Source organism: Novosphingobium sp. KA1, assembly GCF_017309955.1.
In the GTDB taxonomy this organism is placed as follows: domain Bacteria; phylum Pseudomonadota; class Alphaproteobacteria; order Sphingomonadales; family Sphingomonadaceae; genus Novosphingobium.
Window position 1 is genome coordinate 361,063 of sequence record NZ_CP021247.1, and the last position, 18,734, is coordinate 379,796.

Annotated in this window: 20 protein-coding genes; 6 read left to right on the forward strand and 14 right to left on the reverse strand. The window is 66.6% G+C overall.

Annotation, left to right across the window (positions count from 1 at the left end; genetic code table 11):
- Positions 1-8: 8 nt before the first annotated feature.
- The 8 genes from CA833_RS01800 to CA833_RS01835 form a co-directional block, all read right to left on the reverse strand.
- Entirely contained in the window at positions 9-1,745 is a 1,737-nt protein-coding gene (locus tag CA833_RS01800; protein ID WP_185928754.1) for a penicillin-binding protein 2, read from the reverse strand.
- 35 nt (positions 1,746-1,780) lie between these two features.
- Positions 1,781-2,338, reverse strand: coding sequence for a hypothetical protein (locus tag CA833_RS01805; RefSeq protein WP_207079036.1), 558 nt, complete (start codon positions 2,336-2,338; stop codon positions 1,781-1,783).
- Positions 2,335-3,363, reverse strand: coding sequence for a 16S rRNA (cytosine(1402)-N(4))-methyltransferase RsmH (gene rsmH, locus CA833_RS01810; protein WP_142632578.1), 1,029 nt, complete (start codon positions 3,361-3,363; stop codon positions 2,335-2,337). The genes CA833_RS01805 and rsmH overlap by 4 nt, the downstream gene beginning before the upstream one ends.
- Positions 3,360-3,857: a division/cell wall cluster transcriptional repressor MraZ gene (locus CA833_RS01815; RefSeq protein ID WP_142632577.1), complete on the reverse strand. Its 498-nt coding sequence runs from the start codon at positions 3,855-3,857 to the stop codon at positions 3,360-3,362. The genes rsmH and CA833_RS01815 overlap by 4 nt, the downstream gene beginning before the upstream one ends.
- A gap of 373 nt (positions 3,858-4,230) precedes the next feature.
- A complete protein-coding gene (locus CA833_RS01820) occupies positions 4,231-5,058 on the reverse strand; it encodes a DUF4350 domain-containing protein (RefSeq protein WP_207079037.1) in 828 nt (275 codons plus the stop codon).
- Between the two features lie 52 nt (positions 5,059-5,110).
- Positions 5,111-5,446, reverse strand: coding sequence for a hypothetical protein (locus tag CA833_RS01825; RefSeq protein ID WP_142632575.1), 336 nt, complete (start codon positions 5,444-5,446; stop codon positions 5,111-5,113).
- Positions 5,447-5,486: 40 nt separating this feature from the next.
- Positions 5,487-6,497 carry a cysteine synthase A gene (locus CA833_RS01830; RefSeq protein WP_142632574.1) on the reverse strand — a complete coding sequence of 337 codons (1,011 nt, stop codon included), beginning with the start codon at positions 6,495-6,497 and terminating at the stop codon, positions 5,487-5,489.
- 136 nt (positions 6,498-6,633) lie between these two features.
- Entirely contained in the window at positions 6,634-6,951 is a 318-nt protein-coding gene (locus CA833_RS01835) for a 2Fe-2S iron-sulfur cluster-binding protein (protein ID WP_142632573.1), read from the reverse strand.
- Between the two features lie 105 nt (positions 6,952-7,056).
- On the opposite strand from CA833_RS01835, the gene CA833_RS01840 reads away from it, so the two are divergent.
- Positions 7,057-7,674 (forward strand): DNA-3-methyladenine glycosylase, encoded by a 618-nt coding sequence (locus CA833_RS01840; RefSeq protein ID WP_207079904.1) that lies wholly within the window; start codon positions 7,057-7,059, stop codon positions 7,672-7,674.
- 67 nt (positions 7,675-7,741) lie between these two features.
- Here the strand turns inward: CA833_RS01840 and CA833_RS01845 are convergent, their stop codons facing one another.
- Together CA833_RS01845 and CA833_RS01850 are read right to left on the reverse strand one after the other, a co-directional pair.
- Entirely contained in the window at positions 7,742-8,863 is a 1,122-nt protein-coding gene (locus tag CA833_RS01845) for an acyltransferase (protein ID WP_207079038.1), read from the reverse strand.
- Positions 8,864-8,868: 5 nt separating this feature from the next.
- Positions 8,869-9,168: a 4a-hydroxytetrahydrobiopterin dehydratase gene (locus CA833_RS01850; protein WP_207079039.1), complete on the reverse strand. Its 300-nt coding sequence runs from the start codon at positions 9,166-9,168 to the stop codon at positions 8,869-8,871.
- 66 nt (positions 9,169-9,234) lie between these two features.
- Between CA833_RS01850 and ccmA the strand changes: the two genes are divergently transcribed.
- The 5 genes from ccmA (at position 9,235) to CA833_RS01875 (ending at position 13,296) form a co-directional block, all read left to right on the forward strand.
- Positions 9,235-9,813 (forward strand): heme ABC exporter ATP-binding protein CcmA, encoded by a 579-nt coding sequence (gene ccmA / locus CA833_RS01855; protein ID WP_207079040.1) that lies wholly within the window; start codon positions 9,235-9,237, stop codon positions 9,811-9,813.
- Positions 9,810-10,469: a heme exporter protein CcmB gene (locus tag CA833_RS01860; RefSeq protein WP_207079041.1), complete on the forward strand. Its 660-nt coding sequence runs from the start codon at positions 9,810-9,812 to the stop codon at positions 10,467-10,469. Before ccmA ends, CA833_RS01860 begins: the two co-directional genes overlap by 4 nt.
- 101 nt (positions 10,470-10,570) lie before the next feature.
- Positions 10,571-11,713 carry a sulfotransferase gene (locus tag CA833_RS01865; RefSeq protein ID WP_207079042.1) on the forward strand — a complete coding sequence of 381 codons (1,143 nt, stop codon included), beginning with the start codon at positions 10,571-10,573 and terminating at the stop codon, positions 11,711-11,713.
- A 41-nt stretch (positions 11,714-11,754) separates the two neighbouring features.
- A complete protein-coding gene (locus CA833_RS01870) occupies positions 11,755-12,378 on the forward strand; it encodes a carboxymuconolactone decarboxylase family protein (protein ID WP_207079043.1) in 624 nt (207 codons plus the stop codon).
- A 471-nt stretch (positions 12,379-12,849) separates the two neighbouring features.
- The gene (locus CA833_RS01875) at positions 12,850-13,296 is read left to right on the forward strand and encodes a hypothetical protein (protein WP_142632566.1); all 447 of its coding nucleotides are present in this window, start codon (positions 12,850-12,852) and stop codon (positions 13,294-13,296) included.
- 18 nt (positions 13,297-13,314) lie between these two features.
- Here the strand turns inward: CA833_RS01875 and CA833_RS01880 are convergent, their stop codons facing one another.
- The 4 genes from CA833_RS01880 to CA833_RS01895 all read right to left on the reverse strand — a co-directional run bounded on the left by CA833_RS01880 (position 13,315) and on the right by CA833_RS01895 (position 18,728).
- Positions 13,315-13,614 carry a DUF1294 domain-containing protein gene (locus CA833_RS01880; protein ID WP_242526219.1) on the reverse strand — a complete coding sequence of 100 codons (300 nt, stop codon included), beginning with the start codon at positions 13,612-13,614 and terminating at the stop codon, positions 13,315-13,317.
- Between the two features lie 101 nt (positions 13,615-13,715).
- The gene (locus CA833_RS01885) at positions 13,716-14,570 is read right to left on the reverse strand and encodes a hypothetical protein (protein WP_207079044.1); all 855 of its coding nucleotides are present in this window, start codon (positions 14,568-14,570) and stop codon (positions 13,716-13,718) included.
- Between the two features lie 733 nt (positions 14,571-15,303).
- Complete coding sequence (locus CA833_RS01890; protein WP_207079906.1) at positions 15,304-16,185, reverse strand: transglutaminase family protein; 882 nt, start codon at positions 16,183-16,185, stop codon at positions 15,304-15,306.
- The gene (locus CA833_RS01895) at positions 16,185-18,728 is read right to left on the reverse strand and encodes a circularly permuted type 2 ATP-grasp protein (RefSeq protein ID WP_207079045.1); all 2,544 of its coding nucleotides are present in this window, start codon (positions 18,726-18,728) and stop codon (positions 16,185-16,187) included. The genes CA833_RS01890 and CA833_RS01895 overlap by 1 nt, the downstream gene beginning before the upstream one ends.
- Positions 18,729-18,734 lie beyond the last annotated feature (6 nt).

Consider the following 18,734-nt stretch of genomic DNA (forward strand, 5'->3'; position numbering starts at 1 on the left):
GTCAGGGCTCACTCTTCAGCACCACCAGCCGGGATCAGCGGCTTGAGGTCGGAAACGTCGATATCGCGGGTCTCGTCGGGCATGATGCCCAGCAGCGGCCCGATGCGGGGCACCACGCGCTGGATTACGGGCGCGGCGTTCCAGGCGGCCGTGCGCTGGAACGAGGTCGCCTCGGTGCCCTGCGGTTCGTCCATCATGGCAATGACGACATAGCGCGGGCGGTCCATCGGGAACGCGGCGGCGAAGGTGGCGATCAGCGAGTGGTGGCGATAACCGCCCGCCCCCGGCTTTTCGGCCGAACCGGTCTTGCCGCCGACGCGGAAGCCGGGCGCGTCAGCCTTGCGGCCGGTGCCGTAGGACACGATCATGCGCAGAAGCTGGCGGATTCGCGCGCTGGTGGCGGCGGTGAACACGCGCCGCCCGGCAGGAATCTGCGCGGCGTCGAGCTTCTTGAGCGTTGCCGGGCGCCAGATGCCGCCATTGACCAGCGCCGCATAAGCCGAAGCGAGATGCAGCGGCGTCACCGCGATGCCGTGGCCATAGGATACCGTCATCGTGCGCAGGCGCGGCCAGTCACCGCGCGGCCAGAGCGGGAAACCGCGGGCGGGAAGCTCGACGTAGGGACGCTCGTTCATGGCGAGCGATTCCATCGTCTTCTTCAGCCGCACGCCGCCCAGTTCATCGGCGATCTGCGCGGTAACGACGTTCGATGAGTGGATCAGCGTTTCCAGCACGTTGAGCGAAGAGCCGTAGTTGTGCAAATCGTGGATCGTGAAACCGGCCACGTGCAGCGGCGCGGCCGACCAGCGGCGACGCAGATCGGTGATCGTGCCCGCATCGAGCGCGGCCGCAACGGTGATCGGCTTGAAGGTCGAGCCCAGTTCGTAGACCTGGTTGGTCACGCGGTTGAAGCCGTGCGGCACATCGCCCTGGGCGGCCTGCTCGGGCGTGATCATCAGGTCCGAAGGCTGGACATGGTTGGGATCGAACGAGGGCAGCGAGGCGAGGCCAAGGATCTCGCCCGAATCGACGTCGAGGATGACCCCCGCCGCCCCCTTGGCCTTGCTGAGCGCCATGCCGCGCGCCAGTTCTTCCTCCAGCGCGCTCTGCACTCGGAAGTCGATCGACAGGACCGAGGGGTGCGCGCGGCCTTCGGCACTGGTGAGCTGCTTGTCGAAAGCCTCCTCCATGCCGACCTGGCCCTTGCCGTAAGTATCGACATAGCCCAGCACCGATGCCGCCAGCGACCCTTGCGGGTAGTAGCGGGTCGCCTCCATCGGATATTCGAGCGCAGGCTCTCCCAATGCGTGCACCTTGTTGGCGTCTTCGGGCAGGATCGTCTTGCGCAGATAGCCCGGCTTGCCAGAACGCAGCTTGGCGATCAGTTCGGCGCGGTCGAGATCGGGGAAGATGCGGATGAGCCCGTCCGCGACCTGCTCGGGCGTGTGGATCAGCGAGGAACCTTCGCTCATCGCCTTGGGATTGAACCACAGCGAATAAGTATTGAACTCACGCGCGAGCGGCACCCCGTTGCGGTCGACGATCTCGCCGCGATGGGGCACCAGCAGGCCCGACAGGTCGCCGTCACGGCCGCCCGGGCCAGTGATGCCCAGCCAGCAGATACGCGTCAGCGCCAAGCCTCCCACGAGTGCAAAGACCCCCAGAATCCACAAGGTGCGCAGCTTGGCGACAAGCAGCGAGCGCTGCCTGACGTTCACCAGCTTGCGGCGTCCGGTGGAGACCATCGTGGGGATCGCGCCCGTGGGGAAGGCGGGTGCGTTCACTGCTGCGACGCCTCCGCCACTTCGATGCGCGCCAGGCGCTTGCCGAGGTCGGAGGCATTGCGCAGCATTTCCTCACGCTCGGGATCGCGGCTCTTCTCGCCCGCGCCGGAGCGGTGGGGCGGCGTGGCCGCATGCGCGGGATCGACCGGTGAGACCATCGCCAGCAGGCCGCCGCCCTGCGCCTGGTCCTGCTCCTGCGACGCCCCCTCGTCCGAAGCATTGGCATAGCGGATCGGCTGCGGCGCACCCGGCCCCATCGGCTTGCCCAGCGCAGCAAGCTGACGCTCACCCTCGATGTACTGGGCGGCGGACGGCGCCTTGTAGCCGAACTCCAGATCGTTGAGCTGGTTCAGCGCCTGCTGGTTCGAGCGGGTCTGGAACTCGGTCTCGAGGAAATTGATCGACTGCTGCACGCGCACGATCCGGTTCTCGGTATCGTGCACCTGGCTTTTCACCGCATTGACCCGGAGCGTAAGGGCGATCGTCGCCGCGCCGCAGACCAGCAGTACCGAAATCCACCCGATCGAATGGACGCGGTCTCGCGTGAGGTTCATGCTGCACTCCTGTCGTTGCTACGGCGCGTCGTGCCTTTGGGCGCCTTCTGGGGGGCTTGGGTCCGCACGGCACTGCGCAGCGTGGCCGAGCGGGAACGGGGGTTGGCCTCGAGTTCGGCTTCGCCGGGCCGGATCGCCTTGGACAGCTTCGCGAACGTCGGCGCTACGCCGCCGCCCAGTTGCGGCAGGTGGCGCGAAGTGGTGCCGCCCTGCCCCGCCGCATCGCGCAGGAAGCGCTTGACCATGCGGTCCTCGAGACTGTGGAAGGTGACGACCGCAAGCCGCCCGCCCTCGCGCAGCACCGCTTCCGAGCCGGACAGGCACTGTTCCAGTTCGTCCAGTTCGCCGTTCACGTGGATGCGGATCGCCTGGAAAGTACGGATCGCCGGATCCTTCGGGGCATTGTTACCCTTGTAGGCCGGGTTGTAGCCCAGCGCCTTGCGCACCGCACGGGCCAGATCACCGGTCGTGGCGAGAGGACGCGCTGCAACGATGGCGCGGGCCACCCGGCGCGACTGGCGCTCCTCGCCGTACTGGAACAGCACGTCGGCGATTTCCGCTTCATCCCCTTCGTTGACGAAGTCGGCGGCCGAGCGCCCGTCCTGGCTCATGCGCATGTCCAGCGGTCCGTCGGCACCGAACGAGAAGCCCCGCTCCGCCTGATCGAGCTGCATGGAGGAAACGCCGATATCCATGACGACGCCGTCGACCTGACCGACTCCGGCTTCTTCAAGCCCCTCGACGATTTCCGAGAAGCGGCGCGCGTGCAACACGAGGCGCGGCGGGCTGAGGTCCAGCTCGGGCCATTTTCCACGGTTTTCCTCGATCGCGGCAATCGCGTCGGGATCGCGGTCGAAAGCATGGACCGTCGCGCCCGCATCAAGCAGACGGCGGGTGTAGCCACCCGCCCCCAGCGTGCAGTCGACGATGACGTCGCCGCCCTGGGGGTTCAGGGCGGCGACGACCTCCTCAAGGAGCACGGGCACGTGAGGGACACCCTCGGGGATAGTGCGCGATCCGGTCATTTGCGGCCTGCTTTCGCCAGATCCTTGGCGGCAAGGCTCTTGCAGGCGGTCTGCGCCGCCTTCCAGCTATCGTCCATTTCGTAAAGGCTTTCGGGCGACCAGACGGTGAAGAAACGACCGTTGCCGCGGAAGTAGAGTTGATCGGTCACGCCGGCGAGCGCGGCGAGGTCTTCGGGCAGGACAAAACGGCCCGAACCATCGAAGGGTACCTCGTAGGAGGCGTAAATATCGCTGGCGCGCTTGTCCGCATCGAAGTCCTTGCCGGCGCGGATCGCCATTTCCTGCTGTTCCTTGAGTTCGTCCTCGAACTCCTCGATGCGCGAGAGACCGAAACCGACGAGGCAGGGCCAGCGATCATGGGTGGTGAGGCAGAGCAGGTCCTTGCCGCTCGATTCGCGCACGGTGGGGCGGAAGGCGTTGGGCAGCACGAAACGGTTCTTGTCGCGTAGCAGCGAGAAGCCCTGTCCGTTGTAGATGAATGGCCGCCCCGCCATGACGCTGCCGCTTTGCCCCTTTGTACCCTGTTCAGGCCGTAAATCCGGCCAGCCTCCTCGGTGCCCCGAGCCCTTCGCGAAACAACCGGTCCCGCCCCCGCCGCCAATGCAGCAGGGTCCGGCCCCGCTGATGCAGGGACACGGCGAGACTCAGCCATTCCGATTGCGTGCCTTTGTATCGCGGGACAGGCGGGGATAAAAGGGAAATTTGGGGATTGGTGGGAATATCGACCCGTAATTCCCCCAGGTCGCCGCACTACGCAGTTCTACAGGCGCCGCACATCAACCACGTATTAACCCTATAACCAGCTGTTTTCAGGAAAAATATGGCTCGCAATACCCCGTATCACGGGGCCTCCCTAGGGCCTTACCGTCAATCCCCACTTTCCGCACGAGAAAGCAGGCGGGAAAGCAGATCACGCCGGTCGGCCAACGAAACCCGGGCGTCCGGGCCCTCGAACAAGGCGGCATCCGCCAATGCAAGGACTTTCCCCCGCCCCAGAACGCAGTCGGCAAGAATTGCCGAGGACTCGAGACGGCAGCGCGCCAAGGCATCCCCGCTTTTCCCCGATCGCGCATCCTGCGCCGCGATCCCGTGATTTCCCCGATCGGGGAATCCATCCCCGGAATTCCCCAATAAGTGGAATCGTCCCGGTAGGTTCACCGGCAAGGAGCCTTCCCTAAGCCGGACCAGACGCTCTCCGGCAGGCTGCGCCTCATCGAACTCCAGTACCAAGCCCCAATGCGCCAGGATCGGCGAGAGCATCGCGAGATCGGCGGGGCGCCGCGGATCCCCCAGCGCATAGCGCGAAACCTGCGTCAGCATGGGATCGACAAACAGCAGCAGGTGCCCGCCCCCGCGCACCCAGGCGTCGAGCGCCAGATTCTCCTGCGGGGACAGGGCACGAGGCTGGATCATCACCAGCAGGGCATCGCCCGGAAGCGGCAACTGCCCATCCTTGCCGGCAAGCGTATCGAGCGGGGTCAGTTGCCCATGCTCGGCCAGCAAGGCCCCCGCCCAGGATGGCTTCGCATCCGCTGCCAGCAGTTCCCTGGGATCATCACTTTCCGCCCATAGCAGCGGGAGGCTGGTGGAAAGGCCGATATGCCGCTGCGCCGCCTCGCCCCGCCCCGCGTTGGAACCACAGCCAGAAAGCATGGCGCACAGCAGCGCGGCACCGGCCAGCGCGATACCGGCCAACCCGATACCTGTCAGCCCGACACCCAGGCCGCGGGACGACACGGAAGCCCGCCTACTGCGTGGCGAGCGGCGCAGGTCCGGCGCTGTCGAGCGAACCATCGGTGGCATTGGGCGTCGGCGAGGCCTCGGGCGAGGGAATGACGCCGATGTCGGCCAGCGGATCGGCGACCGGCCGCTTGGGCTTGGCATCGACGGCAACCACGTCGCGGATCGGATCCTCGGCATCGACAAGACGCGCGCGGTCCATGATGATGTTTGCGAGCCCGACGATCAGCAGCATCGCGCAGAGCCCGAACAGGCCCACTTGCAGGCGGTGGACCGCCTGCGCACGCAACTCGCGCGAAGACGGCGGCACGAAATGCTGCGCGGTCGCGACCGGTTCGATCAAATTGGGCGGAATGTTTCCTGCCATCGACAGGCCGTTTACCTCAGCTTGCGAGCCAAGGGAAGACCGGCAGGCCTTTCGCCTCCAGCCACTCGCGGTTGTAGAGCGAGGAGAGGTAGCGGAAGCCGGTGTCGCACAGGATCGTCGCAACCCGCACGTCGCGCTTGCCCTCGGCGACCAGCTTGCGGCCCAGTTCCACCGCACCGGCCACGTTGATGCCCGAGGACAGGCCCAGACACAGCCCTTCTTCCGACAAGAGGCGCCGCACCCATTCGAGGCCCTCCTCGTCGGAAATGCGGAACTGGGTGTCGATCGGCGCGCCTTCGAGATTGGCGGTGATCCGGCCCTGGCCGATGCCTTCGGCAACCGAACTGCCTTCGGCCTTCAGTTCACCATGCGCATAGTAGTTGTAGAGCGCCGCGCCATAAGGATCGGTCAGCGCAACCGTGATGCTCTCGTCAAAGGCCTTGAGGCCCATGCCGGTGCCGGCGATCGTGCCGCCGGTGCCCGCCGCACACGTGAAACCGTCGATCCGGCCTTCGAGCTGCTGCCAGATTTCCGGCGCCGTGCTCTCGATATGCGACTTGCGATTGGCGATGTTGTCGAACTGGTTGGCCCAGATCGCCCCTTCCGTCTCCGCCGCAAGGCGCCGCGAGGTGTGGACGAAGTGGTTGGGATCGGCAAACTTGGTGGGCGGCACCGTCACCAGTTCGGCACCGAGCGCGCGCAAGGTGTCCATCTTTTCCTTGGACTGGTTGTCCGGCATCACGATCACGGCCTTGTAGCCGAGCGCGTTGCAGACCAGCGCGATGCCGATGCCGGTATTGCCCGCCGTGCCCTCGATCACCGTTCCGCCCGGCTTCAACTCGCCGCGCGCCTCGGCGTCACGCACGATCCACAGCGCCGCGCGGTCCTTCACCGAGGCACCGGGGTTGGCGAATTCGCACTTGCCCCAGATCTCGCAGCCCGCAGCTTCGCTGGGGCCCTTGAGCAGAACGAGCGGAGTGTTGCCGATGAGGTCGAGCGTGGTGCGCTGGGGTGCAGGAGCAGTCATGTCCGCACAACTAGGAACGCGAAGCGCAAGGCGCAAACGATTTGCGCTTTAGGCACTGAAAGTTTGCAGCCGAACGGCGGCATATCACCACCTCCATCGGGCCCGCCATGCTGCGGCGAGCCCGACAGATCGCCAATCAGTCTTCCTGGGCGATCGTGACCTTGCAGCCTTCGAGCGCGTCGGTCACCGGCACCTGGCACGACAGGCGCGAATAGGCGTTGCGGTTGTCGGAGCTGTCGAGCAGGTCGTTCTCGTCTTCGCTCATCGCCGGCAGCTTGTCGGCGAAGGCCGGATCGATGTGGACATGGCAGGTCGCGCAGGAGCAGCAACCGCCGCACAGTGCCAGAAGCTCATCAAAACCGCTGTCGCGGATCGTCTCCATCAGGGTGCGGCCCACGGTGGCCTCTACAGTCGATTCTTCACCCGCCTGGTTGACGACAATAATCTGCGGCATTCCCGTCTTTCCTTTTATGATCCAGCATGTTTCATGACATGCTTGTTCCGGCCTTTGCCCACGGCTGCTAAAGGCTGCGTCCCCCTTTGGCAAGAAAGACACATGATGGGCTTGAGCGCCGGCGCACTGAAACTTGGCCTTGACAAAATCGCCGCGCGCGAACCGGCCATGGCCCGCGCACTGGAGCGCGCCGGCTACCCCGAACCGCGCATTCGCGCGCGCGGCTATGCCACCCTGCTGCGCACGATCGTCGGCCAGCAGGTTTCGGTTGCCTCCGCCGCTTCGGTATGGGCACGGATGGAAGCCTTGCTCGGACCCGAGATCGCGCCGCATGCCTTGCTTGCCGCCGACTTCGATGCCCTGCGCGCCTGCGGCCTTTCCCGCCAGAAACAAGGCTATGCGCGTTCGCTCTGCGAGCTGGTGGCAGCAGGATCACTCGACCTCGGCAACCTCCCCGCCGACGACGAGGAGGCCATTGCACAGCTCGTGCGGATCAAGGGCATCGGCCGCTGGTCGGCGGAAGTCTATCTGCTCTTCGCGGAAGGACGGCCGGACATCTGGCCAGCCGGCGACCTCGCCGTGCAGGCGGGCATGCACAAGATCCTCTGCCTCGACGCGCGCCCGAGCGAGAAGGAAGCCCGCGCATTGGCCGAGCAGTGGCGCCCGCACCGGGGCGCCGCGGCGATCTTCACCTGGCACTGCTACAACAATCCGGCGCTTTAGGCGGCGTGGACAAATTCCTCGAGGTCACGATAGCCCCCATGTGCCCCCCGGCGAGGCGCGCGCCCGCTCAGAAGGGCGCCCGTCCTGCCACCGGTGCGAACATCCGCACCTCCATCCAGCGCCGCAAGCGCGGCGACTGGCGCTCCGTCAGCAGTGAAATCAGCGCGCAGAGCGCCACCACCAGCCCCAGCAACGCCGCGAAGGCCAGCGGGTTACGCCCGGCGACCAGCCCGTGCGAACGCGCGAGTTGCAGCAGCGGCCAGTGAAACAGGTACAACGTGAAGGAAAATCCGGCGAGCAATCCCGCCAGTTCCCGCAGGCGCATGATCGGCTCCGCGAAACGCTCGGCCAAGGGCCGCACGGCAATCAGCGCCAACACCATGACCAGTCCCATCGCGAAGTCCGAGAACGCCCATTGCGACCACTGCGCCTTGCCCGGCCACCACGCCTTGAGCAGCGGATTGAGCACGGCCCGGTCAACCTCGAACAAGGCCAGCGCCAGCCACACGCAGCCCACCAGCACCATGGGCGCAGCGCTCAACGGCAAGCGGCGCGCCGCCGGAACATGGGTCAGCGCCGCGCCCATCAGCCAGACCGGCATCAGCAGCAGGATCGCCCCGCCCGCACAGACGCTGGCCACCGCGACCGCCGCCACCCGTGCCCAGCCGCGCAGGAACACCGCCAGCGCGAAGATCGCGTAGAACCAGACCTCATAACAGAGCGACCAGTACGGCGGGTTCCAGACCGGCGCGGGCATGCCCGGCCAGGCGCTAACGAACGCCATCGGCGGCAGCAGGCGCGAAGCCACTTCGAGCGGGTCGTCGGGGCTGTTGTCGATATAGACGCGCATCGGCCCGGCCAGCACGTAAGCGGCCAGCACCGCGAACAGCAGCGCCGGGATCGCCACCGGCAGGATCCGCGAGACTCGCGCCACGAAATAACGCGGCAGGCTCGACCGGCCGCCCAGCACCGACGTGCTGATGACGAGGCCGGACAGCACAAAAAACACGATGACGCAGTAGTGCTGCATCCTCAGGCCGAACGGGAACGGCCCGCGGTAGAGGCCGAGCTGCACGGCATGGCCCACCGCCACCAGCAACGCCGCCCCGAAGCGCGCGAAATCGAGCACGACCGACAGCGGCCGCGTCAGAAAGCGATCCTGGCCGCAACCGGAAAGGACTTCGGCCACGGGCCTTATGCCGCCGGGGCGATGCCGTCGATGAAGCGGGCCATTGCCACGTCGCGCGCGCTCAGGCCATCGGCGTCATGGGTGGTCAGCGTGATCTCCACCCGATTGTAGACGTTGAACCATTCGGGATGGTGATCGCGCTTGTCGGCCTCGATGGCGACGCGGGTCATGAAGCCGAAAGCCTCGTTGAAATCGCCGAACTTCAGGGTGCGGACGATGGCAAGGCCATCCTCGCGCAAGTTCCAGCCGGGCAGCGTGCCCAGCGCGGCGGCGCGCTCGGCATCGGTAAGACGGGCGATGGACATGGTGCCTCCTGTGCCGCTTGTCGCTTTCCTTGGCAGCGCCGCGCCTTTCCACTATCGCAGGGCGGCATGCAAGGGGCGTCCATAACAATCGAAGATCTGGCGTGTCGGCGCGGAGACAGGCTGCTGTTCCGCGCCTTGTCGTTGCGCCTCGATCCGGGCGAGGCCCTGCACGTCACCGGCAGCAACGGCATCGGCAAGTCGAGCCTTCTGCGCATCGTCGCGGGCCTCGCCCCGGCCTTTGCCGGAACCGTGCGGACCGGCGGCACGATCGGCCTGATCGATGAACGCCACGCCCTCGACCATGCGGTGCCGCTGGGCAAGGCGCTGGCGTTCTGGAGCGTGCTGGACCGCGCGCAAGAGCATGCCGTGGCACGCCTTGGCCTCGCCTCCCTGCTGGAGGTGCCGGTGCGCTATCTTTCCACCGGCCAGAAAAAGCGCGCCGCCCTCGCCCGGCTGATCGGCCAGGATGCCGCGATCTGGCTGCTGGACGAACCGCTGAACGGCCTCGACAGCGACGCTGCCGCCCTTACCGAAGCGCTGGTGGCCGAGCACTGCGCGGACGGCGGCATTGCCGTGATCGCCTCGCACCAGCCCTTCACGCTGGCCCACAAGCGCACACTGACCCTCGGTGAATTTGCGGCATGAGCGGGCGGTTCCTCCCCCTCCTGAAGCGCGACATGGCGCGCCTGCTACTGGGCGGACGCGGCGGCGGCGCGGTGATGCCGGTGCTGTTTTTCCTCTCCGTCGCCATGCTCTATCCCTTCGCGGTCGGCCCCGTTGCCCCGCTGCTGGCGCGGACCGGCGGGGGCGTGATCTGGATCGCCGCGCTGCTCGCCGCGATCCTGCCGCTCGACCGGCTGGTCGAGCCCGACATCGAAGGCGGCCAGTTCGACCAATGGGCGCTGCGCGGCATCTCCGAGGAAATGGTGATCGCCGTGCGCGTGCTGGCCCACTGGCTAAGTTTCGGCCCGCCGCTGATGCTCGCCGCCCTGCCCGCCGCCGCCCTGCTGGGGATCGACGGGCCGACGCTGCGCACCGTGGAACTGGGCCTGCTGGCCGGAACCCCCGGCCTTGCCGCGCTCGGCGTGACCGTGGCCGCGCTTACCGCCGGCCTGCGCGGCGGCGCGGCGCTGGGCGGGCTGCTGGTGATCCCGCTGGCCGTGCCGGTGCTGATCTTCGGCGCCGGAAGCCTGGGTTCGGGCGGCGATAGCGGCCTTGCGCTGGCCGCTGCGGCAAGCCTTGTCCTGCTCGCCATCGCGCCCTTTGCGGGCGGCGCCGCCGTGCGATCCGCGCGCAGCTGACCCATTCCATCATCGCCCCGGCGGTTGGCGCACGGCGCTCCCGCCAAGCATAGTCGCCCCCGCACGATCCGGCCTCAAGGCCGGACGCCGGAGAGGGACCGATGCAGGATCACAAGGAGCTGATCGAGGACGCGCAGCGCCAGACCGGCCTCAACGATTTCGGACCGGACAGCTTCCGCGAAGGCCTTGAAATTCTTGTCGATTCTCTCCGCAATGAAGCCCGCCTCAATGCCGTGGGCGAGCGCGCGCTGACCGAGCGGATCGTGCTCCACCTCAGGCAGCGCCTCCTGATCGAGGACTGGTATCGCCGCCATCCCGAGATCGAGGACGAGCAGATCATCGCCCCGCTGTTCGGCGTCAGCCTGCCGCGCACCGGCTCTTCGGCGCTGTCCTACCTGCTCGCCAGCGACCCCGAAATCCGCTACCTTCGCGTCTGGGAAAGTGCGCAGCCCTGCCCCCCGCCATCCACGGTTTCCGGCCCCGATCCGCGCCGCGGCGTGGCCGCCACCAGCGGCGATGCGCTGCTGAAAGGCGGCAAGCGCACGCCCTCCGGCATCGATGGCGCGATGGAGTGCCAGGACCTGATGGCGCTCGATTTCAAGAGCCAGATCTTCCAGGCTTTCGCCCAGATACCCCGCTACTCCGAGTGGCTGCTGGAAACCGACCTGAACGACACCTACGCCTACCAGAAACGCACCTTGAAGCTGCTTCAGTGGGGCGAACCAGCGGGTGCGTGGCGCCTCAAGGCCCCCACGCACATGCTCTACCTCGATGCGCTGACCGCCGCCTTCCCCGACGCCCGTTTCGTCATGACCCACCGCGATCCCGCCGACGTGATCCTCTCCGTCGCCACCGTCTATGCCGACATCATCGGCAAGTTCACCGACCATGTCGACATGGCCTACCTCGGCGACCTCAACCTGCGCTGCTGGTCCGAGGCGATGAACCGCGCCATCGCCTTTCGCGAGGGCGGCCACGACCACCGCTTCTTCGACATCCACTTCCGCGCCATGCACAAGGACCCGCTCGGCGAAGTGCGCGCGCTTTATGCCTGGCTCGGCGAGGAGGTCTCCCCCGCCTTTGCCGAAGCCATGGCCCAGTGGTGGGCCGGCAACACCGAAACCGAACGCATGGGCAAGCCCGATCCCGCCCGGTTCGGGCTCGATCCCGCCGCCGTGCGCGAGCGCTTTGCCCCCTATCTCCAGCGCATGGCGCGCTGGGCACCCTTCGATGCGGCAGCATGACCCTTTCCCAAACACATTCCCTAGGCACAGGTGATTAGAACATGAGCAAGCCCAACAGCGGCCCGGTGAATTTCGACGAAGCGGCCCGCATGGCGCAGACCACGGCGGGCGGCCCGCGCTATGCCCCGCTGCGGCTCGAGGAGGTCAGCCCCGAGGGACAGGAGCAGGTCGATGCGATTCGCGCCGCCTTCCATATCCCCGAAAGCCGCCCCTTCCCCGACGTCAGCCTGATCACCCTGCGCCATCCCGGCATGTTCAAGGGCCAGATGGTCCTCGGCATCGAACTGGCCGCGCGCGGCGCCATTCCGGGGCGTGAGCGCGAATTGATGATCCTGCGCCTTGCCCGCCTGGCCGGGGCGCCGTTCGAATGGTGCGAGCATGTCGATATCGGCAAGGCCTTCGGCATCACCACCGAGGAAATCGAGCGCGTGCTGGAAGGCTCGGCCGCGCCGGGCTGGAGCGCGCACGAATCGGCGATGCTGCGCGCGGTGGAGGAACTCGTCGCCGATCACTGCATGGCCGATTCGACCTGGGACACCCTCGCCCAGACCTGGGACGAGAAGCAGATGCTCGAAGTGCCTATGCTGGTGGGCGCCTACCTGATGACGGCGCTTCAGCAGAACACGTTGAAAATTAAGCCGAAGGGCGGTTTCGACTACCGCTGACAGGCGCATTTCCCGCCGCCTCCCGCAACCTCTCCGTCTGCCGGTTCGGCAAACCGACACGCGCGGCCCATCGGGCGGCGCGTGTTTGCATGTCTGTGGACAAGTCCGGCACCAATTCGGGGAAGTCTGGGGACAGGCGGTGCACCGGCAGCGGACATCGCCTGCCGAGGCCTGTGGATAGACCTGGGCAAATCCCCTGAAAAACCTAGGGAAAGATTGGGAAAAAACGGGCCGGGTGGTCTTTTGCGCTAGGCAAGACCGACCCGGCCCAGGAGGACAGGAAGGGCAGTACCGACACCCCATGACAAGTGCCGGAACCGGGTCCTTGGGTGCAGGCTTGACGGCCAGGACAAGCTGCGTATCAATGGCTAATGATAATCATTCGCAAGTGCAAGCTCTTTTCGTCCAAGCCCGGAAAGAGCCCCGCCCCTGCCCTTGCGCATTGCCTGTTTCGCAACCTGGAGACCTGCCATGTACCAGTATGTCGACCGCCCGCTGAGCACTCTGGACGAAGGCTGCCGCTTCCTCGTCTGGTCGATGCGGGCCTGGGTCACGACACTGTCGCAGCGCCGCTGCCCGGCCGAGTCGCTCGCCCCGGCCTTCGCGCGCTGGCGCATGATCGGCGGGCTCCAGCCGTTTCACCGCGCCATGCTGATGTTCAACCGCGACGCGCTGGAGACTTTCGCGTTCTGCCCGATGGCCTGCGATCACGTTTCGGAGCACGAGGCGGTGATTCTCGAACTCGTCTCCTCGCTGCGCGACCGCGGCGCCCAGGCGACTCGCGAGACGCTGGAGCTGGTGGTTCAGGAGGACGCGGTGGGCGACCTGCTCGAAACGCTGTCCAAGCTGGGCGCGGCCATGGCGATTGCCGGGATCTTCCCCGAGCAGCCCGTCGCAGCGCCCGAACACCGCGACTGACAGGCTGGCTGGCGGGCGTCAGGGGGCGCTCGCAACCCAGCCGATCAGCCCGGCCAGAGCGATCGCCTGCAGGGCAACGATGGCCATGAGGTAGTTCACGAAGGGCTGCTTGCGCGTCTTGTGGCGGAACATCCGCCGCCCCAGCAGCGCGCCGGGCGACCCGCCGATAGCCGCCAGCGTCAGCAAGTGCCGCTCCGACACCCGCCGGCCGCCGCTTACACCGACTCTGCGCGACTGCACCTTGTCATAGCCGTAGACGGCGAAAGTCCAGAAATTGAGCCCGCATAGCAGCGCGGCGACAAGCATGGGTGCATTCATGCGCTGCGCCTAGACGCAATCACCGAAGCTGGGCAGTCCTTAGCGCCATCGCGCCAACAGCGCATAACGGAAACTCGGAAGCACGCGTTCGCTGGTACGCCTCAATCGCCTCCGGGCCATCGGTGCGCCCGTATGACGGCGAGCCAACGATGAGCCCGATCTGAGCGCTGTCTATCTGCACGGCTCAACAACTGTGTTAGCCCGTAATGAACATAGCGCCGACGTAAGATCGAGGGCCGCGGCGCAATTAGCGCCAAGACGTTTAGGATCATCGCTAGAGCAACAATTAACCTCGCGACCAAAGCCGTTGGATATTCGGTGTGCCAGACTTCGACCATCAAGATGAACTGCATTACGACGCTACCTAGCGCCGCCAGTACAGCGATCAGAACCACAAGGGCTATCGCCAGTAGCTGGCTCATGCCACTGCTAACTGGAAACATATCTTTAGGATATCCAAGGCTTGTCCGTGAGAAACTAAAATAATGAAACGCCTCGGGATAACGGAGATAAAGCCAGGCCTTTCGCGGCGGCTTTGCAAACTTTGCCTGCTGCTCGAACCAAGTCCGCAGCATGCTAAATTTTGTGAAAATTGTAGAAAACCAAAGCGATGTTAACGCGGCCCCGATCAAGGCCACTGGCAAGAATCCGCTCCGGGTTATCGCAACACCGCCGAGGCTGGCAGATTCGACGACGCCATAGATCGATAGAAAGGCCAGTGAAGAGGCCACTACCCACAAGCCTACAGCTTTATTGAGGCTGCCGCGCAGTTGAATGAGTTCTCCGTAAACCGCATCGCGCATGTCTTCGGTAATCGGCGGCCCTTGTTCCAGCAGCACATGCTGAATCTCACCGTCGTTCATCAAACGTGTCTTTGTTAGCCAATCCTTTTCGGTGCGCACCCACGGGCGCAGATCATTAATCGTTTCCAGCCATCGCTTAAGTCCCATAGCCACGACATACACCTAAACTTTACCAGCGGCACCCAAGACCTGCTCCCCGCTAACCGGCCCGCCTTTTCGAGCCTCCAGCCATAAACAGTCAGTCTGCAACCAGCCCAAGGCTAATCAACGTGGCAAATGATAGCGCACAGTCAGACTTGCGCCTTTACCGCTCGGTGGACCTGCGATGACTTCGTCCAAAACTCGACGCTCTTGCTCCATCGCCTGACAGCAACTGGGCATCTGATGATTATGTCCGGGATAGCCTCCAAGCTTTCGGTGGAGCTCGCCCGCATTGATTTCAACATAGGGGAGCCCATTTCGCTCTGCTGTCCGGAGAATCAGGCCTACCTCGCTCCGAAACTCATCTGATGTGGGCATTGCTCGAATCCCCGAATATTGTTTCTGTGATGTCGTAATTTCAATCATAACAAAATCAAAGCAGTCTTTCCGCAACTGCCCCTACTCGCCGATGTCACGAGTTTCCGGTTCCCGCCCGCTCAGGCTGAGCCTGTCTAAGCCCCATGATACGGAGCGCGAGGCTTCCCATCCTTCGACAAGCTCAGGATGAGCGGGGTGGGTGGAGCGGTGGCCACTTCCGACCTCGCAATGCGTGCCCAGCGGTTAGGCGGCGCACAAGGTGGACATTTCGAGGGTCCGGGGGATCATCCCCCGGGACTTCCCTTTTCTCCTCTTCTGAACCGCTGCGCGCCCACGCATAGCGGTCCCAGTTTCGCTGGAATGCCGCTCAGTCCAGCGGCGCGACGTCTACCGAGAAGAACATCGTCTGCTCCGAGGAACCCCGGAAGGTGCCGTCGAGCGGGGCGACGTCCGAGTAGTCGCGGCCCATGCCGATGAAGATGTGGTCGGTATCGGCCAGCATGTCGTTGGTGGGGTCGAAGCCGATCCAGCCGAGTTCGTCGCCGCACCACAGGTTTACCCAGGCGTGCATGGCGTCGGCGCCGACGAGGCGGTCCTGACCCGGTGGCGGCAGGGTCCGCAGGTAGCCGCTGACGTAGGCCGCCGGGATGCCGTGGGCGCGGGCGGCGATGATCATGATATGGCTGAAGTCCTGGCAGACCCCGTGGCGCGCGCGGAAGGCTTCGATGGGCGGCGTATCGGCGACGGTGGCGCCCGATTCGTAGGCGAACTGGTCGTGGATCGCCGCCATCAGCGCGCGGCCTGCCTCCACCACCGGCATCGTCTCGCCAAGGAACGCGCTCGACCACATGGCGATGTCGCGCTCCGGCACCGCGATCGGCGAGGCGAAGCTGTAGGAGGCGGGGCCGAGCGGCGAGAGGTCGGGCTTGAGCATCGCCCGTTCGCGCAAGTCGGCAAGGCCGGGGCCGGTGGCATCGGTGATGCGCGCGGGCAGCGGCTCCTTCTCCACCGTGAAGCGGCTCTCGATCTGGAGCCGGGAGATCGGCTCGCGCAGGGAGAACCGCGCCTCGTTGACGTAGTAGCCGCCCTCGCGCTCGGCCACGGTGGCGGGCTGGGGATCGACGCTCAGCGCATAGTCGCTGAGGCGCTGTCCCCGCCATGGGCTGGGGCGCAGGCGCGCGTTGAACTGGGCGAGGCGCACGGGGGCGGCATATTCCAGCGTGGTGATATGGCTGACCGAATAGCGCATCACAGCAAGGCGGTCCGCCGCTCGGCCTGTTCGGGGTCGAACTGGAGGAAGTAACGCGCCGAAATCGCGTCGGACAGGCCGTAGAGTTCCTGCTCGATCTCGGTGAGGGCAAGGCTGGTCATGTCCTGTGCGGCGGCGGCCTGGAGGCGGCCGAGCAGCGCGCGGGCGGCGCGCATCGGCGCTTCGGGCAGGTTGTCGTCGCGCACGCTGGGCAGCGCGGCGAGATGCTCGACCACACCGGCGATCTGGAACACCAGCGCGCGCGGGTTGTCGGGATCGAGCAGCAGGAGATCGCGCACCGGCCCGGCCATCGGCCCGGTCAGGTAGCGCGTGCGGTAGATGATCTGGCTGTCGCACAAGTCCAGCAGCACGCCCAGGGCGCCGGTGCCGTCGGGGCCATCCGGCCCGGCGGGCGAGGCGGCATCGCCGAGGCGGCGCACCATGCGGCAGATGCCCTGCGCACGCTCGATCCGCTGGCCGATCTCGAGGAAGCGCCATGCGGCGGAGCGCACCATGTTCTCGGAGACAAGGCCCGCCAGCGCGCTGAAATGCTCGGTCAGCGACCGCACCGCGCCCAGCAGGGTGGCGGGGCGATGGAGGTCCACTTGCGGCACGGCCTGGCTGACCAGCCGCCAGAAGTCGCGCGCGAAGCGTTCGCGCAGGGCCAGCCCCACCGCCTGGCGCCGCCGCATCAGCGCGGTGACGCCGCCGGGCAGGCTTGCCTCCGCCAGCACCGCGGCGCAGATCGCCTGCACGTCCGCCGCCGCGCCGGGAGCCTCGTCCTGCGGGGCGATGCTGCCGGTTTCGCCCAGCAGGCCGACCAGCGCGCCGACCACGCCGCCCTGCTCCGCCGGGCCGCCATCGATCTCCACCGAGCCGTCGAGCAAGGCCCGCAGCACGCGCGTGACCAGCTGCGCGCGTTCGTTGTAGCGGCCGAACCAGTAGAGATTGTCCGCCGCCTGGCTGGCGAGAATGCCGCCCCCGCGCGAGATCGGCGGCTCGGTCAGCGTGCGCACGGTGAACTGCGCCGGGCTCGGCGCCTCGTCCACCACCCAGACGTCGGCGGAAATCTCGCCCTCGCCCATCAGCGAGGTCGGCAGCGCCTGACTGGCGGCGAGGCGGGCGAAGCCGCCGGGCATGACGGTCCAGTTGCCGTCGGCATCGCGGGCGACAAAGGCGCGCACGGTGAACGGGCGCGGCACCACTTCGCCGCCGACGATGGCGGGCGCGGTGGAGAGGTGGACGATCTCCTGCCCGCAATAGTCCATCGGGCGGCGGGCCAGCGCCTCGAGCAGCGCGCCGCGCTGCACGCTGTCGAGGTCGGCACCGGCCACCGGCTCGCGCCGCTCCAGCCCCTCGACCGGCTGGCCGAAGGCGGGCAAGATCGCAAGCTCGGCAAGCCGCGCGGCGACGGTGGCGCCTTCCGCCGCCTGCCCGCACCACCAGGTGGCGATGTTCGGCAGGATCGGTTCCTCGCCCAGCACGACCTTGCACAGACGCGGCATGAAGGCGGCGAAGGCGGGGCTTTCCAGCACTTCGGTGCCCGGCCAGTTGATCATGCCCACACCGCCGCGCGCCCAGGCCTCGAACAGGTTGGCGACGCCAAGCTGCGAGCGGGCGTCGAAGGCCAGCGGGTCCAGCGACGTCGTGTTGATCCAGCGCCAGATCGAATCGACGCGCTTGGGGCCCGCGATCGTGCCGACCCAGAGCCGGTCCTCCACCACCGAGAGGTCGCGCCCTTCCACCAAGGGAAAGCCGAGATAGCGCGCGAGATGCGCCTGTTCGGCATAAGTCTGGTTGAAGCGCCCCGGGGTCAGCAGCGCGATGCGCGGCGCCTCGCGCCCGCAGGCGGCAATCATGCCTTCGCGCATGACCGCAAAGAAATCGACGATGCGGCGCACTTGCTGGTCGGCCAGCAGGTGCCCGGCGAGCCGGGTCATTGCCAGCCGGTTTTCCAGCGCGTAGCCGATGCCCGAGGCGATCCGCACCCGGTCCTGCAGCACCCGCCACTGGCCGCGCGGGCCGCGCGCGAGGTCGGCCGAATAGACCTGGATGAAATGGGGATGCGCCTGCTCCGCCCCCAGCCGCCGGGCCGGGTCGAGCATCTTGCGCGCGAAGAACGGACTTCCGGCGATGACGGCCGCCGGCAGATGGCCTTCGCGCACCATGCGCTGGTCGCTGTAGATGTCGGCGGCGAGGTGTTCGAACAGTTCGGCGCGCTGGATCAGCCCGCGCTCGATCACCTCCCACTCGCCCGCGCCGATCACCACCGGCATGGCGTTGAGCGGCCATGCGCGTTCCTCTTCCTCGCCGGTGACGCGGAAGGTCAGGCCAAGGTCCGCGGCATTGCGCGTGGCGGTGTCCTGCAAGGCCACCGGATCGCCCTCGGACAGCGCGGCAAGGCCGGAGGCGACCGCCCGCCAGCGCGCGGCAACCGGATCGGCGGCATCACCGAACAGGTCGCCGCCCGAGACCGGCACCGGGTAGGCATCGAGCCAGCCGGGCGGGCTATCGGTCAGTCCGGGCGGCGGTGCGGCGGCCATGGGGTC